Origin of the sequence: Pseudomonas sp. ZY71, assembly GCF_036542145.1 — a bacterium.
Classification (GTDB): Bacteria; Pseudomonadota; Gammaproteobacteria; order Pseudomonadales; family Pseudomonadaceae; genus Aquipseudomonas; species Aquipseudomonas koreensis_A.
Window position 1 is genome coordinate 6,231,651 of sequence record NZ_CP144274.1, and the last position, 25,965, is coordinate 6,257,615.

22 protein-coding genes are annotated in these 25,965 nt (G+C 61.2%); 4 read left to right on the forward strand and 18 right to left on the reverse strand.

From position 1 onward, the window contains the following. Nucleotides 1-22: 22 nt before the first annotated feature. Nucleotides 23-1,786 carry a flavin monoamine oxidase family protein gene (locus VY732_RS27715; protein ID WP_331692859.1) on the reverse strand — a complete coding sequence of 588 codons (1,764 nt, stop codon included), beginning with the start codon at nt 1,784-1,786 and terminating at the stop codon, nt 23-25. A gap of 223 nt (nt 1,787-2,009) precedes the next feature. Between VY732_RS27715 and VY732_RS27720 the strand changes: the two genes are divergently transcribed. Both VY732_RS27720 and VY732_RS27725 read left to right on the forward strand, forming a co-directional pair. Then, nucleotides 2,010-3,416, forward strand: a complete 1,407-nt coding sequence (locus tag VY732_RS27720; RefSeq protein WP_331692860.1) for an adenosylmethionine--8-amino-7-oxononanoate transaminase — start codon at nt 2,010-2,012, stop codon at nt 3,414-3,416. Nucleotides 3,417-3,568: 152 nt separating this feature from the next. Then, nucleotides 3,569-4,288: a 16S rRNA (uracil(1498)-N(3))-methyltransferase gene (locus VY732_RS27725; protein ID WP_212620857.1), complete on the forward strand. Its 720-nt coding sequence runs from the start codon at nt 3,569-3,571 to the stop codon at nt 4,286-4,288. Between the two features lie 131 nt (nt 4,289-4,419). On the opposite strand, the gene trhA is transcribed toward VY732_RS27725, so the two are convergent. Then, entirely contained in the window at nt 4,420-5,037 is a 618-nt protein-coding gene (trhA, locus tag VY732_RS27730; protein WP_047596560.1) for a PAQR family membrane homeostasis protein TrhA, read from the reverse strand. Between the two features lie 187 nt (nt 5,038-5,224). On the opposite strand from trhA, the gene VY732_RS27735 reads away from it, so the two are divergent. Next, complete coding sequence (locus tag VY732_RS27735; RefSeq protein ID WP_077574886.1) at nt 5,225-6,145, forward strand: LysR family transcriptional regulator; 921 nt, start codon at nt 5,225-5,227, stop codon at nt 6,143-6,145. Nucleotides 6,146-6,336: 191 nt separating this feature from the next. Here the strand turns inward: VY732_RS27735 and madM are convergent, their stop codons facing one another. The 16 genes from madM to pilG all read right to left on the reverse strand — a co-directional run bounded on the left by madM (nt 6,337) and on the right by pilG (nt 24,747). Further along, nucleotides 6,337-7,101 carry a malonate transporter subunit MadM gene (gene madM / locus VY732_RS27740; RefSeq protein ID WP_077574887.1) on the reverse strand — a complete coding sequence of 255 codons (765 nt, stop codon included), beginning with the start codon at nt 7,099-7,101 and terminating at the stop codon, nt 6,337-6,339. Nucleotide 7,102: 1 nt separating this feature from the next. Further along, on the reverse strand, nt 7,103-7,519 hold the full coding sequence (gene madL / locus VY732_RS27745; protein WP_038358777.1) for a malonate transporter subunit MadL: 417 nt from the start codon (nt 7,517-7,519) through the stop codon (nt 7,103-7,105). A gap of 66 nt (nt 7,520-7,585) precedes the next feature. Further along, on the reverse strand, nt 7,586-8,506 hold the full coding sequence (mdcH, locus tag VY732_RS27750) for a malonate decarboxylase subunit epsilon (RefSeq protein WP_331692863.1): 921 nt from the start codon (nt 8,504-8,506) through the stop codon (nt 7,586-7,588). After that, on the reverse strand, nt 8,503-9,123 hold the full coding sequence (locus VY732_RS27755) for a malonate decarboxylase holo-ACP synthase (RefSeq protein ID WP_331692865.1): 621 nt from the start codon (nt 9,121-9,123) through the stop codon (nt 8,503-8,505). The genes mdcH and VY732_RS27755 overlap by 4 nt, the downstream gene beginning before the upstream one ends. Then, entirely contained in the window at nt 9,117-9,902 is a 786-nt protein-coding gene (mdcE, locus tag VY732_RS27760) for a biotin-independent malonate decarboxylase subunit gamma (protein ID WP_331692866.1), read from the reverse strand. Before mdcE ends, VY732_RS27755 begins: the two co-directional genes overlap by 7 nt. Next, a complete protein-coding gene (locus VY732_RS27765; RefSeq protein WP_331692868.1) occupies nt 9,899-10,750 on the reverse strand; it encodes a biotin-independent malonate decarboxylase subunit beta in 852 nt (283 codons plus the stop codon). Before VY732_RS27765 ends, mdcE begins: the two co-directional genes overlap by 4 nt. Then, complete coding sequence (locus VY732_RS27770; protein WP_007913697.1) at nt 10,743-11,042, reverse strand: malonate decarboxylase subunit delta; 300 nt, start codon at nt 11,040-11,042, stop codon at nt 10,743-10,745. Before VY732_RS27770 ends, VY732_RS27765 begins: the two co-directional genes overlap by 8 nt. Further along, on the reverse strand, nt 11,042-11,914 hold the full coding sequence (locus tag VY732_RS27775; RefSeq protein ID WP_331692870.1) for a triphosphoribosyl-dephospho-CoA synthase: 873 nt from the start codon (nt 11,912-11,914) through the stop codon (nt 11,042-11,044). The genes VY732_RS27770 and VY732_RS27775 overlap by 1 nt, the downstream gene beginning before the upstream one ends. Next, on the reverse strand, nt 11,914-13,584 hold the full coding sequence (gene mdcA / locus VY732_RS27780; RefSeq protein ID WP_007913685.1) for a malonate decarboxylase subunit alpha: 1,671 nt from the start codon (nt 13,582-13,584) through the stop codon (nt 11,914-11,916). Before mdcA ends, VY732_RS27775 begins: the two co-directional genes overlap by 1 nt. 336 nt (nt 13,585-13,920) lie before the next feature. After that, a complete protein-coding gene (locus VY732_RS27785) occupies nt 13,921-14,286 on the reverse strand; it encodes a DUF6124 family protein (RefSeq protein ID WP_077574893.1) in 366 nt (121 codons plus the stop codon). Nucleotides 14,287-14,789: 503 nt separating this feature from the next. Beyond that, complete coding sequence (locus VY732_RS27790; protein ID WP_331692873.1) at nt 14,790-15,260, reverse strand: chemotaxis protein CheW; 471 nt, start codon at nt 15,258-15,260, stop codon at nt 14,790-14,792. Beyond that, nucleotides 15,253-21,162, reverse strand: a complete 5,910-nt coding sequence (locus VY732_RS27795) for an Hpt domain-containing protein (protein WP_331692875.1) — start codon at nt 21,160-21,162, stop codon at nt 15,253-15,255. The genes VY732_RS27790 and VY732_RS27795 overlap by 8 nt, the downstream gene beginning before the upstream one ends. A gap of 11 nt (nt 21,163-21,173) precedes the next feature. Then, nucleotides 21,174-23,222, reverse strand: a complete 2,049-nt coding sequence (locus VY732_RS27800; RefSeq protein ID WP_093429842.1) for a methyl-accepting chemotaxis protein — start codon at nt 23,220-23,222, stop codon at nt 21,174-21,176. A gap of 144 nt (nt 23,223-23,366) precedes the next feature. After that, nucleotides 23,367-23,906, reverse strand: a complete 540-nt coding sequence (locus VY732_RS27805; RefSeq protein WP_007913675.1) for a chemotaxis protein CheW — start codon at nt 23,904-23,906, stop codon at nt 23,367-23,369. A gap of 10 nt (nt 23,907-23,916) precedes the next feature. Continuing rightward, nucleotides 23,917-24,282 carry a twitching motility response regulator PilH gene (gene pilH / locus VY732_RS27810; protein WP_007913674.1) on the reverse strand — a complete coding sequence of 122 codons (366 nt, stop codon included), beginning with the start codon at nt 24,280-24,282 and terminating at the stop codon, nt 23,917-23,919. A 60-nt stretch (nt 24,283-24,342) separates the two neighbouring features. Continuing rightward, complete coding sequence (gene pilG / locus VY732_RS27815; RefSeq protein WP_007913673.1) at nt 24,343-24,747, reverse strand: twitching motility response regulator PilG; 405 nt, start codon at nt 24,745-24,747, stop codon at nt 24,343-24,345. A 225-nt stretch (nt 24,748-24,972) separates the two neighbouring features. Between pilG and gshB the strand changes: the two genes are divergently transcribed. Beyond that, nucleotides 24,973-25,944, forward strand: a complete 972-nt coding sequence (gene gshB, locus VY732_RS27820; protein ID WP_123593602.1) for a glutathione synthase — start codon at nt 24,973-24,975, stop codon at nt 25,942-25,944. The last annotated feature ends 21 nt before the right edge of the window (nt 25,945-25,965 follow it).

A 25,965-nucleotide genomic window follows, 5' to 3' on the forward strand; every position in this document is an offset into this window, starting at 1 on the left:
CGTTTTTTATTGAAGCAAAGGCTTACTGCGCCTTGGTCTCAGTGGTGGCTGCCGGCTTGGCCGCAGGCTTCTTCGCCGGTTCGGCCTTCTTCGCTGCCGGTTTTGCCGCAGGCTTTTTAGCCTCAGTCTTAGCTGCAGGCTTCTTCGCCGCTGGCTTGGCTGCTGCTTTCTTCGCCGGTTCGGCTTTCACCGGGGCCGCTGGCTTCGGCGCTTCCACCGGGGCCGGCGCAGGGGCCGGCGCAGGCGCTGGTGCTACCGGGGCTGGAGCCGGCTCTGGCGCCTTCACAGGCTCAGGCTTCTTCTCGTCATCCGAACCGCCGAACAGATTAGTGAAGAAGTTGCCCTTCTTCGCCGCCACGGCACCCGCCGCGCCTGCCGCTGCAGCGGCCGGAACCACTTTGGCGGGCTCGAACGATTTGCCCGCCGCCAGATCTTCAACCTGACTGGCCGCACGTTGACCGGTGCGCAATGCACCTTCCAGGGTGCCCGGGTACAGGGTGTCGGTGTGTTCGCCAGCGAACGTCACGCGTTGCAGCGGACGTTCCCACAGGCGCCAGAACTTGCTGATCTGGCCTGGACCGAACGCCAGATACGCGCCGCCCATCGACGGGTCGGTGCTGTAGCGACGGATTTCATAACCGGTGAACGAGCCACGGGCCTGTGGATAAAACGCGTGCAGACGAATCAGCACCTGATCGACCATCTGCTTGTCGCCGAAGGCCTGCATCACGCGGGCATTGTCGCCGGACAGGTTGATCACCACATTGGCGCCGCCCTTCAGCGCAGGCTCGATCCACAACATGCCGAGGCCAGTGTTGCTATAGATCTCGCCGGACATGCGCGCCTTGCTTTCCCACACCGGCGTCTTGAACTTCAGCATGATCTGGTCGCGCCAGCCGTAGTTGGTGCCCTTGATCGCAGCCATGTGCTGGGCATCCAGCGCCGGCGTCAGGGCAATCTTGTTCAGTGCACGCAGCGGCACGGCCAGCACAACGTAGTCAGCCTGGTAGCCAACACTGCCGACCTTGACGGTCACGCCGTCCTTGTCCTGAACGATCGCCGACACCGGCGAGTTGGTCTTGATCGTTTTGATCTGTTTGACGAACGCCTGCGCCAGCACCTGGCTGCCGCCGACCAGACGCGAAGCGCGCAGGTCACGGTCGGAGATGCCGCGATACACGCGGTTCTGCTGAGCGAAGTACAGCAGCGACAGACGCGAAGGCTCGTCGTAGTGCGTGCGGATGTCCTGGTTGATCAGCTGACGCGCGGTGGCCGGCAGGTTCTGCTTGTCGAGCCAGCTCGATACGGTGATCTGGTCCAGCGCGTGCAGGGTGCTGGTCGCCGCCGGGTTTTGCGGATCGTCGATCGAACGTGCCAGATCGTCGAGGGTTTTCTGATAGCGCTTCAGAGCATCGGCGGTGGCCGGCTGCTTGGTCGCCAGATCGGCAGCAGAGAAATACTCGCCGTCGATCAGGTAGCCCGGGGTCCGCACGAATTCCGGCGCAGGCGTGGTACCGAGTTTGAAGGTCGAGACGTACTTGTTCAGCACTGGCTGCGTCTTGTCGTTGCCGATCCACTCGCTGGTGGCCATACCGGAGCGACCGCCCAGGCTCGGCTTGGCTTCCAGCAGGGTGACCTGCCAGCCTTTGTTTTGCAGTTCGTAAGCGGCGGTCAGGCCCGACAGGCCGCCGCCGATCACGATTGCAGTTTTATCCTTGGCCAGCGCTGTAACGCTGAACAGCCCCAACATCACCAGCGCACAGGCGCGCAGCCAACCGACAGACATTCAGCGAACTCCGGAAATACACGTAGGAAAAAGCACTTTTGCGGGTCAGACGACCCAAAGAACCGCGAAGAATACGTTAGCCATCAAAACGCCGCCAGCGACGTCTATCGGCTCATACAAAGTAGCTCAATCGACACAATGGGTTGTCCCCGCGCGACGCATTGCATAGGCTTGCGCGATTGTTTGCCCGCGCCTGACGCGAGCCGCCTCGAGGAGACTGTAAATGGGCCTGAATAATCAGTGGATGCAACGCGACCTCGCGGTGTTGTGGCATCCCTGCACCCAGATGAAAGACCACGAACAGCTGCCGCTGATCCCGATCAAGCGCGGCGAAGGTGTCTGGCTCGAAGACTTCGAAGGCAAGCGCTACCTCGACGCGGTCAGCTCGTGGTGGGTCAACGTTTTCGGGCACGCCAACCCGCGGATCAACCAGCGCATCAAGGATCAGGTCGATCAACTCGAGCACGTGATTCTGGCCGGCTTCAGCCATCAACCGGTGATCGAGTTGTCCGAGCGTCTGGTGAAGATGACGCCGGAAGGCCTGAATCGGGTGTTCTACGCCGATAACGGTTCGTCCTGCATCGAAGTCGCGCTGAAAATGAGCTTTCACTACTGGCTCAACCGCGGCCAACCGAACAAGAAGCGCTTCGTCACCCTGACCAACAGCTACCACGGCGAAACCATGGCGGCGATGGCGGTCGGCGACGTGCCGCTGTTCACCGAAACCTACAAAGCCCTGCTGATGGACACCATCAAGGTGCCGAGCCCGGATTGCTACGGGCGCCCGGAAGGCATGAGCTGGGAAGAGCATTCGCGCAACATGTTCGCCGCCATGGAACAGACCTTGGCTGATAATCATGACAGCGTCGCGGCAGTGATCGTCGAACCGCTGATTCAGGGCGCCGGCGGCATGCGCATGTATCACCCGGTGTATCTGACCTTGCTGCGCGAGGCCTGCGACCGTTACGGCGTGCACCTGATCCTCGACGAAATCGCCGTTGGCTTCGGTCGCACCGGGACGATGTTTGCCTGTGAACAGGCCGGCATCCGTCCTGACTTCCTCTGCCTGTCGAAAGCCCTGACCGGCGGCTATCTGCCGCTGGCGGCGTGCCTGACCACCGACGAGGTTTACAGCGCTTTCTACGACGACTATCCGACCCTGCGCGCGTTCCTGCATTCACACAGCTACACCGGCAATCCGCTGGCGTGCGCGGCGGCACTGGCGACGCTGGATATCTTCGAGCAGGACAACGTCATCGAGAACAACAAAGCGCTGGCCCAGCGTATGGCCTCGGCGACGGCGCATCTGGTCGATCATCCGAATGTGTCGGAAGTGCGCCAGACCGGCATGGTCCTGGCCATCGAGATGGTCAAGGATAAAGCCACCAAACAGGCCTACCCTTGGCAGGAGCGTCGTGGTTTGAAGGTGTTCCAGCATGCGCTGGAGCGTGGCGCGCTGCTGCGCCCGCTCGGTAGCGTCGTGTATTTCCTGCCACCGTACGTGATCACCCCGGAGCAGATCGACTTCCTCGCCGAAGTGGCTAGCGAAGGCATCGACATTGCCACCCGTGACAGCGTAAGCGTGGCCGTGCCGAAAGACTTCCATCCTGGTTTCCGCGATCCGGGCTGATTCGGCTTGCTTGAGATTTGCGGTGTTTTAATGACCGCGTTCGCGAGCAAGCTCGCTCCCACAGGGGAATGCATTCCAAATGTGGGAGCGAGCTTGCTCGCGAATGAAGTCGACACCGATCCACCTGATTCACATCTTTCCAGAGACCCGAAATGAGACTGTCCCGCTTCTTTATCGACGCCCCGCTGAGCACCGGCGAACACGAATTGCCGGAGGCCCAGGCGCATTACATCAGCCGCGTGCTGCGCATGGCCGAGGGCGATGCGGTGCAGCTGTTCGACGGTTCCGGCAATGAGTTTCGCGGTTCCCTGCTGGAAGTCGGCAAGAAGCGCGTGACCGTGCAGATCGACGAGCAATTCGCCGGTCAGGCCGAATCGCCGCTGCACATTCACCTCGGCCAGGGCCTGTCCCGAGGCGAGCGCATGGATTGGGCGATTCAGAAAGCCACCGAGCTGGGCGTGAATGAAATTACGCCGATCTTCAGCGACCGCTGCGAAGTCCGTCTCAAGGACGAACGCGCCGACAAACGCCTGCTGCACTGGCGTCAGGTGGCGATCAGCGCGTGCGAGCAATGTGGGCGCTCGCGGGTGCCGGTGATTCATCCGCCAGTGTTGTTGGCGGACTGGATCAAACAGACCGAAGCCGAGTTGAAGCTGGTGCTGCACCCGGTGGCCGAGCCGTTGGTGAGTCATGCCAAACCCGCGACTTTGGCCTTCCTGATCGGGCCGGAAGGTGGGCTGACTGACGCCGAAGTCGAGCAAGCCAAAGGCAACGGCTTCCACGCCGCCCGCCTCGGCCCGCGCGTGTTGCGCACCGAAACGGCGCCGGTGGTTGCACTGGCTGTGGCTCAACAGCTTTGGGGTGACTTCTAAATCCACAATTGGAATACGTTCCCCTGTAGGAGTGAGCCTGCTCGCGATAGCGGTCTATCAGTCAAAAACACTGTTGACTGACCGGACGCAATCGCGAGCAGGCTCACTCCTACAGGGGGATGGTGGCGTCTCTAGAGGACATAAAACAGAATCGCGACAAAGTGCAGCAAACTCCCGGCAATCACGAACAAATGCCAGATCCCGTGCGCATGCCGCAACCGGTGATCAAGGGCAAAAAAGATAATCCCCACCGTGTACAAAACCCCGCCCGACGCCAGCCAGGCAAACCCTGTCGTACCCAGCGCCGCAATCAAAGGCTTCACCGCCACCAACACAATCCAGCCCATCACCGCGTAAATCACGATCGACAGAATCCGCGCCTCCGAACGCGGTTTGATCTCTTGCAGAATGCCGATCAACGCCAGCCCCCAGACGATCCCGAACAACGTCCAGCCCCACGGCCCGCGCAGGGTCACCAGACAGAACGGTGTATAGCTGCCGGCAATCAGCAAGTAGATCGAAAAGTGATCAACCTTCTTCATGATCGCTTTCTTGCGCCCGCGCACGCTGTGGTACACGGTGGATGCGCTGTAGAGCACCAGTAAGGTAAACGCGTAAATCGCCACACTGACGATCTTCCACGGGCTGCCGTCGAGGCTGGCGATCACCAGCATCCAGACGCCGCCGATAAACGCTGCCACTGCCCCGACCAGATGGGTCCAGGCGTTGAGTTTTTCTCCGTGATACATGTATTGCTCACCTCACATTCGTTACCGCAGCGCGCAAGGCTCGGGCCTTGAGCGTAAAAGCGCAATCAAAAGATCGCAGCCTTCGGCAGCTCCTACCTTCGAACGCATTCCAATGCAGGAGCTGCCGAAGGCTGCGATCTTTTGATCTTCAAGGCACAATCGACGCATTCCAAAAAGAGTCCGCGCCATGCTGATCGACGAAGAATTGACCCTGAAAAAACTCGAGGTGTTCCTCGCTTTCATGCGCACCGGCAACCTCGCCCGTGCTGCTGCCGAGCTGCAGACCAGCAATGTCAGCGTGCACCGCGCGATTCACTCGCTGGAAAGCGCCCTGCGCTGCCCACTGTTCAAGCACGAAGGCCGCAACCTGACGCCGCTGGAAAGTGCCTATGTATTGGAGGAGCGCGCGCAGAAGCTGATCAACGACGTCGTCGAAAGCGTGCGCCTGACTCGCGAAGCCGCCGGGTTCTCGGCTGAACGTTTCAAGCTTGGCTCGCTGTATTCGCTGACGGTGAAAACCGTACCGCAACTGATCATGGGCCTGAAGATCCGCCGCAGCGAACTCAACATCGACCTGATCCTCGGCTCGAATATCGACCTGCTGTACAAGCTGAAGAACATGGAAGTCGACGCGATTCTGGTGTCGCTGGACGACAGCATCAACGACCCGGATTGCGAGCAGATTGCGTTGTTCTCCGACGACATCTTCCTCGCCACACCGGCGGATTCAAAGTTCGCCCAGCGCAGCGAGGTGGATCTGGCCGAAGTGCGCGATGAAACGTTTATCACGCTGACCCAGGGCTTTGCTACGCATCAGGACGGTAACCGGGTGTTCAAGCAGGCGGGGTTCGAGCCGAAAGTGGCGATGCAGGTGAATGACATTTTCACGCTGCTGAGCATGGTCAGTTCGGGGGTGGGTTATGCGTTGCTGCCAGGGCGGATTGCGGCGGTGTATGAGAATCGGGTGAAGCTGATCCCGTTGCAGGAGAAGTATCGGTTGCAGCAGCACATTGGGGTGGTGTTTTTGAAGGCCAAGGAGAGGGATCCGAATTTGCTGGCGTTGTTGGCGGAGTGTCGGATGTATGCGAATCGGCAGTTGGCGGATTAACAGCAGATCAAGAGCCTACCCCCTCACCCCAGCCCTCTCCCCCAAGGGGGCGAGGGGGAAAGGGAGCAGATCTCCATGGGTTTCAAAGCCTGAGTTCGACTCAGGACTTTCAGGTCGATGTATAACGCCAAAACACCTCGGTCAGTCCCCTCTCCCTCCGGGAGAGGGCTAGGGTGAGGGGCTCTTGATCTTCAGCCCACAATCCCGCGAACAATGAAGAACAGCAGCGATGGCCCAAGCAAGCACCCAAGCCCGGTATGGAACGTCGCCGTCAACGCCCCATAAGGCACCAACCGCCGATCCGTCGCCGCCAACCCAGCTGTAACGCCGCTGACAGTCCCGGCCAGCCCACCAAACACCATCGCCGAACGCGGGTTATCCAGGCCCATCCAGCGCGCCGCGACCGGCGTGCCGACCATCACCAGAATCGCCTTGATCAACCCGGTGGCAATCGACAGCGCCATCACATCCGACGTCGCGCCAATCGCCGCACCGGTCACCGGCCCGACGATATAGGTCACCGCGCCCGCGCCAATGGTGGTCATGCTCACCGCATCGCGATAACCGAACGCCCAGGCCATGCACGCGCCGACAATAAACGGCAGAATCGTGCCCAGCAGCAGCGCAACCACACCAATCATCCCGGCCTTCTTCGCCTCGGTCGCCTGCACTTCAAACGCGGTGGCCACAATCGCAAAGTCACGCAGCATCGCCCCACCCATCAGGCCGATACCGGAGAACAACGTCAGATCCGCCAGGCCCTTCTGCCCGCCGGTCATGGTGCCGCCGACCCAGGCCAGTACCAGACCAATAACAATGGCAATCGCCGAACCGTGAATGCGTCCGAACGTCAGGCGTTTGGACAGAACCACCGACACCCACATGATCACGCCGACGAAGGCGAATGCGGTAACCAGCCCGTTGTGTTCCAGACCTTTCTCGATGAGATCCCACATATCAGCGGCCTCCTACTGGGGTGCCGACCGGGGAGATTTCCGCCGGTTCATCAGGCAATGGCTCGCCTTTATGCGTGCGGCTGATCAAGGCAATCGTGCAGCCACAAACCACCACCGAACCAATCGCCGCCAACACCGCGACCGGGCCGCCGTGCAGCGCAGTGACAACGTTCTGTTGCGCGGCCATCGCCACCACCACCGGAATGTACATCGCGCCCCAGAAGCCGACGCCCATCTCGCACTCCTTGGTCATGCCGCCACGCTTCTGCATCCACAACCGCGCGCAGATCAGCAGGATCATGGCGATGCCGACCCCGCCGACATTGGATTTGACGCCCAACAACACGCCGAGCATGTCACCCATGATCACCCCTGCCAGCGTACAGATCGCGAGCAGCGCCACACCGTAAATAATCATTGTTGTAGTCCTCAAAGTGCATCGTCGAATGTTGTTTTTGTTGTTCGAAGCTTGAGTCGCGGCGGTTTAGAGTTGGCGGCTACCCTCCTCACGCAACAGCGCTTGCAGGGTGTCGAGGCGCGCACTGTCGAAGGCAGTCACGGTGCCTTGCTCGAACACCCGGCGCGCCAGCCCGGTCAGCACCGCACCGGGCGGCAGTTCGATCTGTAAACGCACGCCGCGCTCGTAGGCGCTTTGTACGGTGCCGCGCCAATCCACCACGCGGCACATGTTGAAGGCGAGGTCGTCGCGCAGGGCTTCAGGTTTGATCACCGGACGCGCGCGACTGCCACTCAAGTAAGTGACTTTCGGGGTTTTCAGCTCGACCTTGGCGAAGGCTTCGGCGAGGGTTTCCGCCGGTTCGTCCAGCAGCGGGCAGTGCGACGGCACGCTTACCGCCAGACGTTTTGCCAGACCGGCGCCACGACTGCGCGCCAGTTCAGCCACCGCTTGCATGGCCTCGTCGCTACCGGCAATCACCACTTGGTTGTCGGCGTTGATATTGGCCAGATACACCGGCGAATCTGCGCTGTGTACCTGCGCCAGCAGCGTTTCGACTGTGGATAACTGCAGGCCGATAATCGCGGTCATGCCGTAGCCTTGTGGATAAGCCTGCTGCATCAACTCACCGCGCAGGCTGACCAGATGCAACGCATCGCTGAAGCTCAAAGCGCCGGCAACCACTGCTGCCGGGTAAGCGCCGATGGACAGGCCGGCGACGTAATCCGCCGTGAGTCCGTCCTGCAATAATTGCCGAGAAGCAGCGACTCCGGCGATCAGCAAACAGAGTTGAACCGCCCTTGTCGTGCGCAATGCTTGAGCAGAATCCAGCAACAAAACATCTTCGCCAAGCACATCACTGGCCTCGACCAAGGTCTCGCGGGGCAAACGCTGAAGCATGCCCGCTTGCTGCGCACCCTGGCCGGGGAACACCAGCAGACTGCTCACGCTGCCTGCTCCTGCGGGTTCCATGGATCGATCACCAGGCAAGCCTGATGGGCATTTTTCAGCAGCACGCGCGCAGATCCGCTGGCCCATTCACGCAAAGCCACAGCACCGAACGGCGTCTGCAATTGCAAGTCGACCCGGCACGGGGCTTGATCGAAAAGCTCCACGAGTTTGCGTGCCTGATTACGCGTGATCAGCTGCGGCGTACGCAGAATCAGATCGAGATCGCTGGCCGCGTGCATCGCGGTAAAACCACTGGCCAATTCAAACCCGACACTGCCGCTGACACCCCAGATCCAACCGCAATCGTCGAGCATTGGCCGCAGTTGTTTGAGCGCGTGCATGACCGGCAAATCACGCTCGCAATCGACATGACAAAGCGCCTCGGGGCTGACTCGACAGGCAATCGAATCGACCGCCATAAACGCTGCCAGCCGCTGTTCGCGCAACACTCCTCGTACGCCGACCGCGACCAAACCTTCCTCGCTCAGCGCCCGCCGCACCACCACCGGTTGCCCGACGGCCAATGACTCGACTGCCCACTGCGGCGCATCCGCCGGCAACTGCGCCGGGGTCATGCCCCAGAGCAGATCGTGGGCCAGAGGCGTATTCACCACTGCGCCCTCAGCAGTTCACGAACCTTGCTGGAGGCAGCGCGATTTTTCGCGCCGAGGCGATTGCTCAAGTCAGTGCTGGAAACATCGCTAATGGCCTGTTTCAGGCACTCGTTCACCCGCGCCAGATCCTCCGCCGTCGGCTGTTCAATCTGCTCCACCGACAGGGTTTCCCAGAGCAATCCGAGACTCGCATAACTGTCGATGTCATACGCCATCGGCGGCACACTGGCGGCCAGCGCTTCCAATTCTTCAACACTACGCAACGTCACCCGCGCCGCCGACGCCTTGCCCATCGCATGCACCATCACGCCGGGATCACGCAACGCGATCAAACGATTGGCCTGATAACCATGCGCCAGAAACGCCCCGGACATCGCCTTACCGACCAACAACGCAATCACCGGATGCCCGGCCAAACGCGCACGGGCATAACTGTCCGCCGCCCCGGCCAGCGCCTGATGAATGCCGAGGGCTTCTTCGCGACGACCGTAAGCCTGGCTTGGCACATCGACGATGGCGATGATCGGGCGCTTTTGCGCTTTATCGCGATCAACGCTGATCGCATCATCCACAGCCTTGGCCAGACCCCAACCTTCGAGCAAGCCGACTTCGCCATTACGAGCGCGAGGAAAACGATTGTCCGGATCAGCGACTACAGCGATAAAACGCCCTAAGTCACCGTCAGCAACCTTCAACGATGGCGGCAACCCTTCAACGCTCTTAGCGCCCGCGCTCAAGGCGTTGAACCAGTTCAAACCACGCAGCGAATAACCGCTCATGAGCGCTCTCCTTGATACAGATCGCGAACCACCGACGGTTCGATTTGCGGGTCAGTGTTCAGACTGCTCAGGCGTTGCAGGAACCAGTCGGCGCGCTGGCTACGCGGTTGCGCCGGCAAACCTTGCTGCAGCAATTCGCCGACCTGCTGACGAATCTTCGCCACGTCGTCTGCGACATAACGATCCACCAGACCACTGGCGAACCGCTGCTCGCCGCCAGTCAGGCTCCAGATGAATGGCCGGTCGCGAGAATCGTATTCTTCGATCCCCGCTTCCTGTTCAATCACCTGCGGGCCGTTCAAACCAAGGCGTGCTTCCTGAGTCACCAGCAAATAGCTGCACAGCGCCGCCGCAATCGACATGCCGCCAAAGCAACCAACGCTACCCGCCACCACGCCAACGACCGGTTGGTACTGCTGCAAATCGACAATCGCCGCATGAATATCAGCAATCGCCGCCAGCCCGAGATTGGCTTCCTGCAAGCGCACGCCGCCGGTTTCCAGCAACAGCACCGCGCGGGTCGGGATGCCTTTGCGGTTGTCTTCAGCCGCCAATTCCAGCGCGCCGGCAATCTTCGCCCCGCCGACTTCGCCAAGGCTGCCACCCTGAAACGCGCCTTCAATCGCGGCAATCACCACCGGCAAACCGTCGAGGCTGCCCTTGGCGATCACCACGCCGTCATCGGCCTGCGGCACCACGCCCTGACGTTCAAGCCACGGCGACATCACCCGTTGAAACGGGTCGAGCAATTCGCGAAAACTGCCGGCATCGAGCAAGGCTTTCGCCCGTTGTCGCGCGCCGAGTTCGACGAAGCTGTGTTTGTTCAAAAGCGCTGCGCTGTCAGTCATGGCCGATCTCCTCGAAACCTTGTTCCAGACGCAAACGCACCACCCCCGGCGTCGCGCCGAAATCGTGGATATCGATGGCCATCGCCGGCGGCGTGGTGCCGTCGAACATCCGCGCAAACAGGTGCTGCCAGCGCAGCTGCGCGCCGTTGACCGAAGTCTGAACATTGATTGTCAGCTTGCCGGCCAGGCCCGGTTCGATCAGCACTTCCAGATCACCCGAGCCGACACAACCGACCAGCGCGCGCCCGCGTGGCGGCTGCCCGGCGGGGAATTCAAACGATAGGGTTTCCATCAAAACGCTCCCTGAAGGATGCCGTCGCGCTCGATGCGATCGAGCAGCAGCGTGGCGGCGAGCAAGTCGGCGGCGCCACCGGGCGAGGCATTCAATGCGATGAGTTGTTGATCCAGTTCGTGCAAGCGACGACGCCCGCTGAGGCTGGCGCTGCCACCGGCGTCGAGCACCGCTTGCGCGCCGTGTTGCATGGCCTGCAAACCCTCTTCGCCCGCGCGGTAGAGCACGCAGGTGTCGGCCAGATTCGTCATGATCGCGAGCAAGGCGTCGAGGCGAGCGTTCTGTTCGCCGCTGGCGTTGGCGCGGCTGCGTTTGAGTTGTGGCAGGCCGCGTTGCAGCACCGAAGGGAAGCCGAGTTGCGCTTCTTCGCGAGCGCCACGGGCGCCGTAACGCAGGGCGACTTGGGCGCCGTGGCTCAGTGGTTTTGGTGCGTAGCGGTCATCTAGTAAGGCTAGGCGCGCGGCGCGCAGAGATACCGCGTTGGCGCTGGAAGATTGCGGTTCCAGTGCAGCGGCCGTCACCAATAATCCCAGCGCCCAAATGGCGCCGCGATGGGTGTTCACGCCGTTGGTGGTCGAAAGCATGGCTTGCTCGCCTTCACGACCGATGCGGCCAATCGCTTCGCGCAACGTTGAATCGACTTCACCGATTGCAACCGCCGCTTCAGCCATCTCCTTGAACGCCGGCCACAACGACAGCGCCGAAGCGTGCATCAGGCCCAGGTGCAGATCGGTGTGCGCGCCGTTGCCGCGACGGTCGACCAACGCCGGTTTCGGCGACAGATCGGCTTCGTCGATCAAGGCGTCCACCGCCAGATCAGCCAATCGATCAGCCAGGGACAGCGGTTTCGCTTGCAGGTTAAATGCGTGCATTACCAGCTCCTGAATTTCGCGGGCGGGTTGTACAGGCCGCCGGACCACTCGACCAGATCGGCCACGCTCTTCGCTGCGAGCAGTTCGCGGGTGGCGTCGGTGCGGCGGATGCCGAGGTCTTCGGGCAAGGCAATCAGGCCTTCGCGGCGCATGCGTTCGGTGTCTTTCGGGTTGTGGCGCAGGCCGATGGCGGTGACACCGGCGACCGCGGCGATCATCGCCTGGCGCTCTTCCAGCGAGCGCGCCTTGTACAGGTAGGCGATGCCTTCTTCGGTGAGCAGGTGAGTGACGTCGTCGCCATAGATCATGATCGGCGCCAGCGGCATGCCGCTTTTCTTCGCCACTTCGACCGCGTCGAGGGTTTCTACGAAGGTCGGTTTGCCGCCCTCCTGGAAGGTCTCGACCATTTGCACCACGAGTTTCTTGCCGCGTTCGAGCATCGGTTGCTGCGAATCGTCATGACGCATATCCAGCCACGCCGGGGTGCCGTGACGGCGACCGCGCGGGTCGTGGCCCATGTTCGGTGCACCGCCGAAACCGGCGAGGCGGCCACGGGTCACGGTCGAGGAATGACCGTCGCCATCGACCTGCAAGGTCGCGCCGATAAACAGGTCCACCGCGTATTGCCCCGCGAGCTGGCAGAACATCCGGTTGGAACGAAGCGAGCCGTCGCGACCGGTGAAGAACACGTCCGGGCGCGCGGCGATGTAGTTTTCCATGCCCAGTTCGGTGCCGAAGCAATGCACGCTTTCGACCCAGCCGCTCTCGATCGCCGGGATCAAAGTCGGGTGCGGGTTGAGCGTCCAGTTGCGGCAGATCTTGCCTTTGAGGCCGAGGGATTCGCCGTAGGTCGGCAGGATCAGTTCGATGGCGGCGGTGTTGAAACCGATGCCGTGGTTGAGCGATTGCACGTTGTGTTTTTCGTAGATGCCACGGATCGCCATCATCGCCATCAACACGTGCACCGGTTTGATGTGGCGTGGGTCGCGGGTGAACAGCGGTTCGATGTAGAACGGCTTGTCCGCCACCACGACGAAATCGACCCACGACGCCGGGATGTCGACGCGCGGCAGTTCGCTGACGTCGTCGACCAATTGGTTGACCTGGACGATGACGATGCCGTCGCTGAATGCGGCGGGTTCGATCAATGCCGGGGTGTCTTCGGTACTGGGGCCGGTGTAGATGTTGCCGGCGCGGTCGGCCATGAAACCGGCCGAGAGCACGACGTTGGGGATCAGGTCCACCACCAGCCGGGCGTAGAGTTCGATGTAAGTGTGAATCGCGCCGACTTCCAGCAGGCCGTCTTCCAGCAACTGGCTGATGCGCAGGCTCTGGGTGCCGGCGAAGGAGAAATCCAGTTTGCGGGCGATGCCGCGTTCGAACAGGTCGAGGTGCTCGGAGCGGCCGACGCTGGGCATGATCATGTGCAGGTCGTGGAGCTTTTCCGGGTCGGCCTTGGCCAGCGAGCGCGAGAGGAAGTCCGCCTGCTTCTGGTTGTTGCCCTCCAACACCACACGGTCGCCGGGATGGATCAGCGCTTCGAGCGCGGCGACGATCTTGTCGGTGGGCAACACCACACCGTCGGCCAGCCCGCGCACCTTGTCGAGGCGGCGCTGCTTCTCATCGCGCCGTCGCGTCCAGCGCGAGTCGGGGGAAATTGTTGTTGTCATGCTCACTCCACGGGGTTCGCTGTCGTGGAGCTAAGGTAGGCGTGTGGGGTGGGGGCATCAATCAAGCGCGGTGGTGAATCGTTACGCTCAGGGTAACGATCAAGAGCACCCTCACCCTAGCCCTCTCCCGGAGGGAGAGGGGACCGATTGGGGGATATTCGGGAATTGCGCCGACCTGATCGTGCTTTACCGAATCCATAATCGACTCGCTTTACCAAACCCATAATCGACTCGGTTTTTCAGGTCGATGTACAACGCCAGACACCTCGGTCGGCCCCCTCTCCCTACGGGCGGTCCGACGTTTCGGGAGGGCTGGGGTGAGGGTCAGCTTTTAAATCACTCCGTCGGCACCAACCTATCCAACAAGCGGTTGACCGCCATCTCCGCCACCATCACCACCTGCGCAATACCTTGCACAGTCTTGCGGTGCGTACCTTCCACCATTGCCGCATGGTTGTTGAGCATCACCGTAGCCGAGCCGAGGGTTTCACTGGCGTCCGCCAGCAGGGATTCGGTGTCGGCATTGGGATTGGCCATATACAACGTGTTGGGGGTGTAGGGCGTGGCCATCAGGTCGGCGTTGGTCGGGCCGAGGTAATGGTCGAGGGCGCGCTCGGCGGCTTCGTGGAATTTCTTCGAATCGGGGGATTCGTAGGGGGAGGCCGGGTCTGCGAGCGGGGGGTTAGGCGTTGGTTTAATCATCTTCAGGTTCCGAAATTAAGCTGGAACCGCTTCTCTGCTAAAAGAAGGGGTGGCAGCTGAACGCAGGTTAGCAGACCGGGGAACCTAAGGAAGCCGGCGCGCCGAAGCGCCCTGCGCACAGCCGCCATCGAATGCAGGCTGAGCCTGACGATGATGCATGTGCACCCTTAGATTAACCACGGGCTGCTAAACCCGATCACTGGAAATCAGTGACGGAATCAAGTTACGCAGCATGCCGAGGGCGCACAAGCCGGCGGATTCTGGTGCATGCGTAGGCAGCGGCGCAAGGATTTGTAGGCCAGGGAGCCGTAACACCGGGTGTCTTTAAACAGATGTGCCTGGATGCGTTTATTGCGCTGCGGGGATTGAGGATTTGTCTGTCGGATTTTGGTGGATGCCGCAGGCGCTATCGCGAGCAGGCTCACTCCTACAGGGGAATGCATTCCAACTGTAGGAGTGAGCCTGCTCGCGATGAGGCCAGTCAGGCCAATGAAAATTCTGGATCAGTGGACCAGCCCAGCATCCACCAACAACTTCTCCAGCCCAAGCAAGTCAGGCACCTTCGCCACTTGCTCCCCCACCTGCACCGCCGCCTGCTCCAGCGCACACAACGGCACATCGACGTAACTCAACTGACTGTCGAGCTTGTACGACCGCGGAATCCCCTGCACCAGCAGCGCAATGAACTTCAACTCCGGCAACCCGCCCAGCGCATTCAAAATCACGATCCGCGCCCGCTCGCCAATGACGATTTTCTGCCCGCACGCCGATTCAAAACTCAGCAGCGGAATATGCCGCTCACGCCACTTCACCCGCCCCAGATACCACGGCGGCGTGTCCAGATCGAAGGCGCTGGCCTGGTAATCAATCAACTCAGCGACAGCGACGTTAGGCAGGATCAAATTGCGATCCGCCAACGGCAGCAGCAACCCGGTCAGCTGACTGCTGCGCTGATTATGCCGGCGCTCATGCATGTTTCTTGCTCCACTGGGCAATGCTTTCAAGCAGCACCGACTCTTGATACGGCTTGCCGAGGTAGTCGTTGACGCCGATGGCCATCGCGCGGTCGCGGTGTTTCTGCCCGGTGCGTGAGGTGATCATGATGATCGGCAGGTGTTGCAGGCGTTCGTCGTTGCGTACCTGGGTGGCGACTTCGAAGCCGTCCATGCGCGGCATTTCGATGTCGAGCAGCATCAGGTCGGGCATGTGTTCTTCGAGCAGCAGCATGGCGTCGACACCGTCCTTGGCGGTCAGTACGTTCATGCCGTGGCGTTCGAGCAAACGGCTGGTGACCTTGCGCACGGTGACCGAGTCGTCGACCACCATCACCAGCAGCGGTTTGTGCGGTTCGCTGTCGATTTCCGGCAGTGACGGCGGCTGTGCAACCCGCGCCTGCATCGCGCGGATCGGTGCGAGCAAATCGAGAATCAGCACCACCCGACCATCGCCAAGAATCGTCGCGCCGGACACGCCTTGCACCGCCGCGAATTGTGCGCCAAGGCTCTTGACCACGATTTCGCGGGTGCCGGCCATGGTGTCGACCAGCACCGCGATGCGCCGGTCGTTGTAGTGCACCAGCAGCACCGGCAATGGCAGGTTCTGGCCGAGCAGTTTCGGCCGTGGCGCGGTTTTCAGCAGTTCGCCGAGGTAGCACAGTTCATAGGTCTGGCCGCCGTACTGGTAACGCGGCGGATCAACCCGGAAGTGCCCTTCCAGATCATTCGGCAACACGCGGACGATGCCTTCGATGGTGTTCAGCGGAATCGCATATTGATCCTCACCGCACTGCACCATCAGCGCACGGTTGACCGACACGGTGAACGGCAGGCGAATACGGAAATGCACACCCTGCCCCGGCACCGAATCGATGCTCATGCTGCCGCCGAGCTGCCGCACCTCTTCGTGCACCACGTCCATGCCGACGCCGCGCCCGGAAATCTGCGTAATCTTTTCCGCTGTGGAAAACCCCGGTTGAAGGATGAACTGCAACACGTCGCGGTCGCTGATCTCGGCTTCCGGCGCGAGCATGCCGCGCTTGATTGCCTTCTTGCGCACCGCCTCCAGTGGCACACCGGCGCCGTCATCGCGAATGTCGAAAACAATGTCGCCGCCTTCGCGCGACAGATCGAGGCTGATCTGCCCTTGCGCCGGTTTACCCGCCGCCAGCCGCACCTCGGCAGACTCCAGACCATGATCAACGGCGTTGCGCAACATGTGTTCCAGCGGCGCGGCCATGCGCTCCAGCACGTTGCGATCCATCTCGCCTTCAGCATTACCGACGACAAACGCGACGTCTTTATTCAGCTCTTCAGCGACTTGGCGAACGATGCGTTTCAGGCGCGGCAACATGCGCTCGAACGGCACCATGCGCGTACGCATCAGACCTTCCTGCAATTCGGTATTGATGCGGCCCTGTTGCTGCAACAGGTTCTCGGCGTCGTGATTGCGGCGGTCGAGGGTTTCCTTGAGGTCGAGCAAGTCGGAGGCGGATTCGAACAGCGCCCGCGACAGTTGCTGCAACTGCGAATGGCGATCCATTTCCAACGGATCGAATTCTTCATAGCCGAGACGTTCGGCATCGACTTGCTGACGGCTGAGAATTCGCCCCTGGGTTTCGGTGTCGAGGCGGCGTAACTGATCGCGCATGCGCTCGATGGTGGTTTCCATCTCATTCAGAGCGATCTGTGCGTCGTTGACCTGCTGTTCGATACGGCCACGGAAGATCGAGGTTTCACCGGCCAGATTGACCAGCTCATCGAGCAGTTCGGCGGAGACTTTGACCATGTCCGCGCCAGCCTCGGCAGCCGGCGGTGCAGGTTCGGTCTTGGCGGGCAGCGGCAACGCTGGCGGTGTTTCGACCGTTACCGGATGACTGAAATTCTGGATCGCATTGATCAACCGATCCGCCGGCGGGCACGGTTGCCCGGCGCGCACGCCATCGAGCATTTGCGCCAAGCGATCATGGCCGCGCTGCACCAGCGCAAACAGCTCAGCCGATGGCTGCAAAGCGCCGCTGGAAAGACTTTCGTAAAGGTATTCCAGCTCATGGGCGAGGTCGCCGATCGGGCCGATCTCGACCATCCGCGCGCCGCCCTTGAGGGTGTGCAGATCGCGCAGCAAGGTTTCCACTTCCTGACGATTGCCAGGCTCGGCCTGCCAGCGCAGCAGCGCGGCGCCGGAGTTTTCGATGATGTCGAAACCTTCTTCGAGGAAGATTTCCAGCAGTTCAGGATCGTGGCCAGCGCTGTCATGATCGGCCGCTGGCTGGGGCGTTTCGCTGACGGTCTGGCCTTGACGCACTTGACGCAGGGTTTCGATCAAATCCTGCGCCGGGGTCAGTGGCTGATGTTGTTGCAGTTGTTCAAGCAGCAGCGCCAAACGCTCATGACTCTTGAGCAGCAGACGCCTCAAGGTTTCGCTGTAGTTGAAGCGACGATCGACCAGACCTTCGTAAAGGCTTTCCAGCTCCTGGGCCAGATCGCCAATGGCCTCGACATCGGCCATCCGCGCGCCGCCCTTGAGGGTGTGCAAATCGCGCTGCAACGAGGACAGCGGCGCGGCGTTGTCCGGGTCGCTCAGCCAGCGCTGCAGGGCTTGGCCGGAGCTGTCGAGAATGTCGATCGCCTCTTCGAGGAAGATCTCGACAATCTCGTCATCGGGTTCAAGCGCCGTTGCCTTTTGCTGCAACTCGGCGGTGGCGCTGCCCAGTTCACGGATGCTCAGGGTGCGGCTGCCATCGCTACGAATCAGGCCCATCGACGACGGATCGAGGCTCTCATCAAGCAGATCATGCAGGGCCCGAATCCGCTCTGGCTGTGGCGTGACTTCTTGCCCGGCCGCCAGTTCGTCAAGCATGTTGATCAGCGCTTCGTGAGCGTTTTGCGCTTCCTGGAAAAACCGTTCGCTGACCGCCAGACTGCTTTCTTCCACCGCGCCATACAGATCGAGCAAGGCTTCGCACAGCACGTCGACCGGCAGCAGATCAGCCATGTGTGCGCCCTCGCCGAGGGTGGTCAGTTCATCCAGCAAGGCGCTGAGTTCCTGACGCTCGCCGGGATGTTGCTGCCAGCGCTGCAAGAGGTTTTCGGCGTCGAGGAGGATGTCCATGCCTTGGGCGAGGAAGTTGTTGATCAGTTGCGGATCGCGCTTGATCCGCAGGCCGGTATTCGGCGCACTGAGGATCGATTCCAGACGCTCGGCGAGCAGGGTTTCCGAGCGTTTGATCAGCGACTGCGCACCGACAATCGGCGCCAGCGGATCGTGCTTGAGCTGACGCAGGCCGACGCGGAACAGGCCCTCGGCTTCGAGCAGCAATTCCACTTCGTCGAGGTCCAGCGGCAATTGATGTGCCTTGAACTCGCGGGCCAGTTGATCGAGCGGCGCAGCGAGTTCGGCAATCGGCAATACGCCGGCCATCGAGGCACTGCCCTTGAGCGTATGCAGTGCGCGCTGCAACTCGTCGCTGGCCTGCAACGGCACATGCTCGGCGGCCTGATCGAGGAAACGGTTGAGGCTGGCGAGGTGGGTTTCCGCTTCGTTGCGGAAGATCTCCAGCAACAACGGATCGAGCGCGGCAACGTCGTCGAGGTCTTCGGCGGCCAGCGGCTCGTCACCTTTGGCCAAAGCGTGGGCGCGGGCGGCGAGTTGATCGACATCGCTGCGCTGACGTTGGCTGTTAGTGGCGAATTCATTGATCAGTTCCGGCAGCAACAGCACCGTGTCGGTGAGCAGTTGTGGCACCACCGCGCCCGGTTCGACGCTTTGTTCGAGTACACGGTTAAGCAGGTTTTCCACCGACCACGCCAGTTCACCGAGAATCAGCGCGCGGACCATGCGCCCGCTCCCCTTCAAGGTGTGGAAGGCACGGCGCAGTTCGGTCAGCGCATCGCGGTCCTGCGGATTGGCGGTCCAGCGCGGCAGATATTCGTGGAGGACTTCGAGGACTTCGTCGGTCTCTTCGAGGAACACTTCGCGCAATTCGTCGTCGACCGGTTCTTCATCGGCCGGTGGCGGCATCAGGCTGCCCGGGGTGATCAGGGCCGGTGGATTCAGCGCCGAAACCGGGCTGGCCAGGACCTCAGCCAACGATTGGACAATATCGGGGTCGTCCAGCGCCTGCATGTCCTGCATCACCAGCGCTTCGCTGGGGCTGAGCACGTCTTCGAGCACCGGTACATGCTGGGCGCCGGGCTGTTCATCGGGAAAGAAACCCAGACTGGCGAGGGACTTCTGCGCGACATCCAGCAATTGTTCGCCGGGGGCCTGTGGGTCGTCGCTCAAGCGCTCGAGGTAATACTCGAGGCTGCTGATGACATCGGCCAGATGATCAAGTTGCTCCCAGCCCGGCTCATGCGGATCGAGCAGCAGATGTTCGCGGATAAAACCGTTGCAGGCCTCGACCAGACTCGCCGCCCGGTTCAGCGGAATCATCGCCAGTGCGCCACGCACCTGAGTCAGCAACGCCGGCAACGCTTGCAGGTGCTGGCGATCCCAATCGGCGTCGATGTAGTCGACGATCATGTCCTTGGCCTGTTGCAGGCAGATGCGCGCTTCCTTGATCACGATCTGATGGATCTGCGTCAGGTCGGTGGTCGGCAGGCGCGCATCTTCCGGGCTTTCCGGCTCGACGGTGCCGACCATTCCGGCCAACGTCGCTTCGACGTAAAGCAGCGCACCGGCAACGTCCATCAGGATCGCGTCATTCGGTTCACGCTGGCCCTGGGCGAGGCTGAGCACCACCGCCAATTGATCGATGATGACTTTGCGCGGCTGGCCGAAACCGAGCACCGCGAGGGTGTCGGCGATCTGCCTTAATGGAGCGAGCAAGCTTTCCAGATCCGAGGTGTGCTGGCGGTCGCTGCGCACGAACAGGTCGAGGCGTTCCTTGACCCGCACCAGCTCTTCGCACAATGCCGCCAGCACCGAGCGCATCGCATCGCGGTCGGGGCCGGCCAGGCGCGCGCGTTCTTCGTCGACCATCGCGCTGTCGGGCAACGCGTCGTCCAGGGAGTAGCGATCTTTCATGGTCAGCATCTGCCCGGTGGGATGTTCGGCTTTGGCAATATAGAACAACAGGCTTTTCAGCAGCTCCGCAGGTGGCGGCTGGTTGAGGCCGGCCATGCCCTGATCGAGCAGGCGTTTGAGTTCTTTGTCGGCATCCTTGAACAGGCTGCGCAGCGCCGGACTGTTGGCGATGACGCCTTCGCGCATGCCTTCGACCAGCGCTGAGGCGACTTGCCACAATGGGCTCAAAGGCGAATCACCGCTCAGCGTTTCGAGGCGGGTGAAGACTTTCGCCAGATACTCGAGATGCGTCTGGTCATCCTGCTCGCGCAACAAACCGACCAAGGCCATTTGCAGCATCTGACGCAATTTGCGCAGCACGTTCGCCAGCTCTGCCGGCTCGAGCAGCGCCAGTGCTTCGGCGCTCAGGGGCGGGAAGTCGGGCAACTGCGGGCTGAACAGGCTGGTTTCAGACAACAGGCTTTCGCCACGGGCGCTGCGCAGATCGTTGATCAGCGGCAGCACCACCAGCGGCAAATCACGGCGGGCGCTCTGCACGCGGTCGAGGTAGATCGGCAATTGCCCAAGCGCTTGCAGCAACAGGTGCAGGGCTTCGTCGCGATGGCTGACGCGCTCGTGCTGCAAGGCTTCGACCAGATGCTCCATTTCCTCGGCGAGCAGCGCTGCGCCGTAGAACTCGACCATCTGCAGACTGCCGTGGACCTGATGGATGTAATCCAGGCACTCGTCCAGCCCGGGAAAGGCCTGCGGATCATCGAGCACGGCTTCAATCGCCTGATGCGCCAGCTTCAGCGTTTCGGCAATTTCGCCTTTGACCCATTCGAGGGCCACATAGTCGTGCCGATCACCCATAACCACTCCACTCACGCTTTATCTGTCGCCGCCGGCAAGGTGAAGCCGGACACCGAACGCCGTAACTGACTGGCCATTTTCGTCAGGTTGCCGATGCTTTCGGCGGTGGCCGTGGAGCCGGACGAAGTCTGCGAGGTGATCTGCTGGATCACGTTCATCGTCAGGGAAATCTGCCCGGCCGACGTCGTCTGCTGCTGCGCCGCGTTGGAGATGCTTTGAATCAGCGCCGCGAGGGTTTTCGACACGCCTTCGATTTCTTCCAGGGCCACACCGGCATCCTGCGCCAGTCGCGCGCCGCGCACCACTTCGGTGGTGGTTTGCTCCATGGAAATTACGGCTTCGTTGGTGTCGGTCTGAATCGCCCGCACCAGGGTTTCGATCTGCCGGGTGGCGGCGGACGAGCGTTCGGCCAGCCGCTGCACTTCATCGGCGACCACGGCAAAACCGCGCCCGGCATCACCGGCCATCGACGCCTGAATCGCCGCGTTGAGGGCGAGGATGTTGGTCTGGTCGGCGATGTCGTCGATCAGGCTGACGATGTCGCCGATTTCCTGCGACGACTCGCCCAGACGCTTGATGCGTTTGGCGGTGTCCTGAATCTGCTCGCGAATGTTGTCCATGCCGTGGATGGTGTTGTGCACCACCTCGTTGCCCTTGTTGGCGATTTCCACCGAGCGCTCGGCGACCGCTGAAGACTCGGCGGCGTTGGCCGAGACCTGATCGATGGATTCGGCCATGTCGCTGATCGCTGTCGAGGCTTCGGAAATCTGCTGGGCCTGATGTTCCGAGGCCTGCGCCAGGTGCATGGCGGTGGCCTGGGTTTCCTGCACCGCAGCGGCGACCTGGCCGGCGGTGAGGTTGATCGTCGCGACGAGATCGCGCAGTTGGTCGACGGAATAGTTGATCGAGTCAGCAATGGTGCCGGTGAAGTCTTCGGTCACCGAGGCGGTCACGGTGAGGTCGCCATCAGCGAGGTCTTCGATTTCGTCGAGCAGACGCATGATCGCGTTCTGGTTGCGCTCGTTCTTCTCGGCAGTTTCACGCAGTTGCCGGTTGGTTTCACGAACCATGACCATGCCGATCAGGATGATCGAGGCCAGCGCCAGCAAACCGAGGACGTAACCGCCGATGGTGTCGGTGTTGCGCCCACCGGCAAGGTTCTCAAAGCGAGTGGCCAGGTGCGAGGCTTCGTCGAGCAGGGTTTGCGAGAGGCTGAAGATATTGCTCGCCGATTCACGAACCTTGAACAGCTCCGGCGAGGTCTCGAGGATTTCATCGACGGAGCCGGAGACAAACTGGAACAGCTCGGAAATCTCACTCAAACGGGCACGGGCGTCGCGGTCTTCGACCTGGCTGATTTTCAGGGTCGGGTTGCCTTGCAGCATGCCGTTGAGCACTTGGCCGAAACGGGTGGCGTCGCGGCCGAAGGCATCGGCGGCTTGCTGGGAGTTTTCGTCGCCGGCGAGTACGGTATTGACCGCGCCAAGGATGCGCTCGGCCAGCAACGATTGACGCTGAGCCATCGCCACTTGCGCCGCCGGGGCGCCGCGTTGCAGGAGGATTTCGACAACTTTTTCGTATTCGATCTGCAACTGCGGCACGGTTTCGGCCAGGGTCGCGGCGACCTGATGCAGCGACAGCACGGTCTGTTCGCTGGAGAGAATCGCGTCGGTGTTTTTCAGCAGGCGTTCCCAGTCGAGCTGCACGGCGCGCATTTCCGGGCGCACGGTAGCCGGGGCGGGAGGCAGGCCGGTGGCCGGATCACCCTTCTTCAGGTAACCCCAGCGCTGGGCGAAATCGTTGCGCGCATCACTGAGCAGCTTGAACGCGGCAGCCTTGCCGGCGGCGGCTTCGGTGGCGTTCTTGGCGATGCGTTGCGAGAGCACGCGCAGTTCACCGGCGTGGCCGATGTACTGTTTGTCGTAGTTCGCCTGGGTATTGAGGTACGCGAAGTTGGCGAACAGCAGCATGATGAACACGATCAGTGCGATGAACAGCACGATGATCTGCGAGCGACTGCGCGAGCCTTCCGCCGGCTTGCCTGTTTTTGCTTTTGTCATCGGTCCTCGCCTGTTTGAAGCTCACCGGTAGAACTTGTAGGAGTGAGCCTGCTCGCGATTGAACGATAACGCGGTGTGCTTGATACACCGCGGTGCCTGAATCGCGAGCAGGCTCACTCCTACAAGGGATCTTTGTTGTAACGGCTATATCGCGACGCTCATGAACACCGGGGATTTGGCCAGCGCAAACAAACTGAACACCCGCCAGTTCTGCTCACGGCGGAAGTAGCCTTTGACGAACTCGGCCTTGGAGCCCTGGCGCTTGCTGATCGAGATCGGTTCGAAGCTGTCCTGCTCGAAATGCTGCAGACCAATCACCTCATCGACCATCAACCCGGCAAACACATCGCCATGCTCGACCACCAATACCCGGCGCTGTTTACGCAGCGGCGACAGTTCATGGCCGAAAAATCCGCACAAATCCATGATCGGCAACAGCCGCCCGCGCAGGTTAGCCACGCCTTTGACCCACGGCTTGACCCCGGGCAACTGGGTGAAGCGCGGCTCGTGGAGCACTTCGCTGACTTCGCCCATCGGCGCCACATACCAATGCTCGCCGAGGCGAAAGCCGATGCCGCTCCAGCGATCCTGGCGCGCCGGTTGCGACGGCAGGTCCGCCGCCAGCAAGCGGCAGCGCTGGTCGATCTGCCAGAGCAGTTCGAACGCGGTCAGCGATTCGCTCATGGTCGCGCGATCAGCCTTTGAGCACGTTGTTCAGGGTCTTGATCAGGGTGTCTTCGTCGACCGGTTTGGTCAGGTAGTCCTTGGCGCCCTGACGGGTGCCCCAGACCTTGTCGGTTTCCTGATCCTTGGTGGTGATGATGATCACCGGGATGTGGCTGGTGTCGGCATCCTTGGTCAACTGGCGGGTGGCCTGAAAACCATTGAGACCGGGCATGACGATGTCCATCAGTACCGCATCAGGTTTTTCCTGACGGGCCAGTGCTACGCCGTCGGCGCCGTTTTCGGCCTTCAGCACTTCATGGCCGTGCTTTTCGAGCATGCCGGTCAGTTTGTACATTTCAGTCGGCGAATCATCGACGATCAGGATACGTGCCATGGTTTTCCCCATTTTTCTTGTCGACCCCCGGCCCGCTGGCCGCGTGTCTCTGTACGTGTCTTACTGCGGCAAAACGGCGGCGAAGCCCGGTACGTGGGCCTGGATCGCGTTGAGCAGTTCTTCCTTGCTGAAAGGCTTGGTCAAAAATTGATCAGAACCGACAATCCGCCCCTTGGCCTTGTCGAACAGTCCGTCACGCGATGACAGCATGATCACCGGCGTGGCTTTGAACGCGCTGTTGTTCTTGATTAAAGCGCAGGTCTGATAACCATCCAGACGCGGCATCATGATGTCGACAAAAATGATCCCGGGATGGTTGTCGGCGATCTTTGCCAACGCATCGAAACCGTCGATCGCCGTGATCACTTCGCAGCCGACATTCTTCAATAATGTTTCGGCAGTGCGACGAATCGTTTTCGAGTCGTCGATCACCATGACCTTCAAGGCGCTGGACTGCTGTTCCATAAGAGGGCTCTACCGTCGCCTTTGCGAATCAAATTGTCCGTTTTGCGATGAGTAATGGCTGGAAACCCTTGATGTTCAAGGGCCAGCACCGCTTGGCAGTCTTTTTAGCACAGTCTCCAGATGCAATCTATCGACGGGTTTTTCCTTGACCGAAAACCCGCCCGGCGCCACTCTGGCGGCACTTTTTCAATACCGATCCGGTAGCCAATTTTCGAGGAAAACCCAATGAGCGTTCGCGTCGGGATTGTCATGGACCCTATCGCCAGCATCTCCTATAAAAAGGATAGCTCGCTGGCCATGCTGCTGGCCGCGCAGAAGCGTGGCTGGGAACTGTTCTATATGGAACAGCGCGACCTGTATCAGGCTGAAGGTCAGGCACGGGCGCGCATGAAGCCGCTGAAAGTCTTCGCCAACCCGGAAAAGTGGTTCGAACTGGACGCCGAGCAGGACAACCTGCTGAGCGATCTGGACGTGATCCTGATGCGCAAGGATCCGCCGTTCGACATGGAGTTCGTCTACTCCACCTACCTGCTTGAACAGGCCGAAACCGCTGGCGTGCTGGTGGTGAACAAGCCGCAGAGCCTGCGCGACTGCAATGAAAAGCTGTTCGCCACGCTGTTCCCGCAGTGCACACCGCCAACCGTGGTCAGCCGCCGCGCCGACGTGCTGCGTGAGTTCGCCGCCAAGCATGGCGACGTGATCCTCAAGCCGCTGGACGGCATGGGCGGCACGTCGATCTTCCGTCACCGCGCGGGCGATCCGAACCTGTCGGTGATTCTGGAAACCCTGACCGCCCTCGGTGGCCAGCAGATCATGGGCCAGGCTTACCTGCCGGCAATCAAGGACGGCGACAAACGCATCCTGATGATCGACGGTGAGCCGGTGGATTACTGCCTGGCGCGGATTCCGGCGCAGGGCGAAACCCGTGGCAACCTCGCGGCCGGTGGCCGTGGTGAAGCGCGCCCGCTGACTGAAAAGGATCGCTGGATCGCGGCTCAAGTCGGCCCGACCTTGCGTGAGAAAGGCCTGCTGTTCGTTGGTCTCGATGTGATCGGCGAAAGCCTCACCGAAATCAACGTCACCAGCCCGACCTGCATCCGTGAAATCGACAATGCCTTCGGCACTGACATTGGCGGCATGCTCATGGATGCCATCGCCAAGAAGCTGCAAGCCGCCGGCAAATTGCCACAAGCATGATGCACGTCACATGCAGTCTGT

What these genes read in the sequence shown, in the direction of transcription:
- VY732_RS27715 (WP_331692859.1), bottom strand. Translation starts at nt 1,786, where the DNA reads ATGTCTGTCGGTTGGCTGCGCGCCTGTGCGCTGGTGATGTTGGGGCTG.
- VY732_RS27720 (WP_331692860.1), top strand. Translation starts at nt 2,010, where the DNA reads ATGGGCCTGAATAATCAGTGGATGCAACGCGACCTCGCGGTGTTGTGG.
- VY732_RS27725 (WP_212620857.1), top strand. Translation starts at nt 3,569, where the DNA reads ATGAGACTGTCCCGCTTCTTTATCGACGCCCCGCTGAGCACCGGCGAA.
- trhA (WP_047596560.1), bottom strand. Translation starts at nt 5,037, where the DNA reads ATGTATCACGGAGAAAAACTCAACGCCTGGACCCATCTGGTCGGGGCA.
- VY732_RS27735 (WP_077574886.1), top strand. Translation starts at nt 5,225, where the DNA reads ATGCTGATCGACGAAGAATTGACCCTGAAAAAACTCGAGGTGTTCCTC.
- madM (WP_077574887.1), bottom strand. Translation starts at nt 7,101, where the DNA reads ATGTGGGATCTCATCGAGAAAGGTCTGGAACACAACGGGCTGGTTACC.
- madL (WP_038358777.1), bottom strand. Translation starts at nt 7,519, where the DNA reads ATGATTATTTACGGTGTGGCGCTGCTCGCGATCTGTACGCTGGCAGGG.
- mdcE (WP_331692866.1), bottom strand. Translation starts at nt 9,902, where the DNA reads ATGAGCGGTTATTCGCTGCGTGGTTTGAACTGGTTCAACGCCTTGAGC.
- VY732_RS27765 (WP_331692868.1), bottom strand. Translation starts at nt 10,750, where the DNA reads ATGACTGACAGCGCAGCGCTTTTGAACAAACACAGCTTCGTCGAACTC.
- VY732_RS27770 (WP_007913697.1), bottom strand. Translation starts at nt 11,042, where the DNA reads ATGGAAACCCTATCGTTTGAATTCCCCGCCGGGCAGCCGCCACGCGGG.
- VY732_RS27775 (WP_331692870.1), bottom strand. Translation starts at nt 11,914, where the DNA reads ATGCACGCATTTAACCTGCAAGCGAAACCGCTGTCCCTGGCTGATCGA.
- mdcA (WP_007913685.1), bottom strand. Translation starts at nt 13,584, where the DNA reads ATGACAACAACAATTTCCCCCGACTCGCGCTGGACGCGACGGCGCGAT.
- VY732_RS27785 (WP_077574893.1), bottom strand. Translation starts at nt 14,286, where the DNA reads ATGATTAAACCAACGCCTAACCCCCCGCTCGCAGACCCGGCCTCCCCC.
- VY732_RS27790 (WP_331692873.1), bottom strand. Translation starts at nt 15,260, where the DNA reads ATGCATGAGCGCCGGCATAATCAGCGCAGCAGTCAGCTGACCGGGTTG.
- VY732_RS27795 (WP_331692875.1), bottom strand. Translation starts at nt 21,162, where the DNA reads ATGGGTGATCGGCACGACTATGTGGCCCTCGAATGGGTCAAAGGCGAA.
- VY732_RS27800 (WP_093429842.1), bottom strand. Translation starts at nt 23,222, where the DNA reads ATGACAAAAGCAAAAACAGGCAAGCCGGCGGAAGGCTCGCGCAGTCGC.
- VY732_RS27805 (WP_007913675.1), bottom strand. Translation starts at nt 23,906, where the DNA reads ATGAGCGAATCGCTGACCGCGTTCGAACTGCTCTGGCAGATCGACCAG.
- pilH (WP_007913674.1), bottom strand. Translation starts at nt 24,282, where the DNA reads ATGGCACGTATCCTGATCGTCGATGATTCGCCGACTGAAATGTACAAA.
- pilG (WP_007913673.1), bottom strand. Translation starts at nt 24,747, where the DNA reads ATGGAACAGCAGTCCAGCGCCTTGAAGGTCATGGTGATCGACGACTCG.
- gshB (WP_123593602.1), top strand. Translation starts at nt 24,973, where the DNA reads ATGAGCGTTCGCGTCGGGATTGTCATGGACCCTATCGCCAGCATCTCC.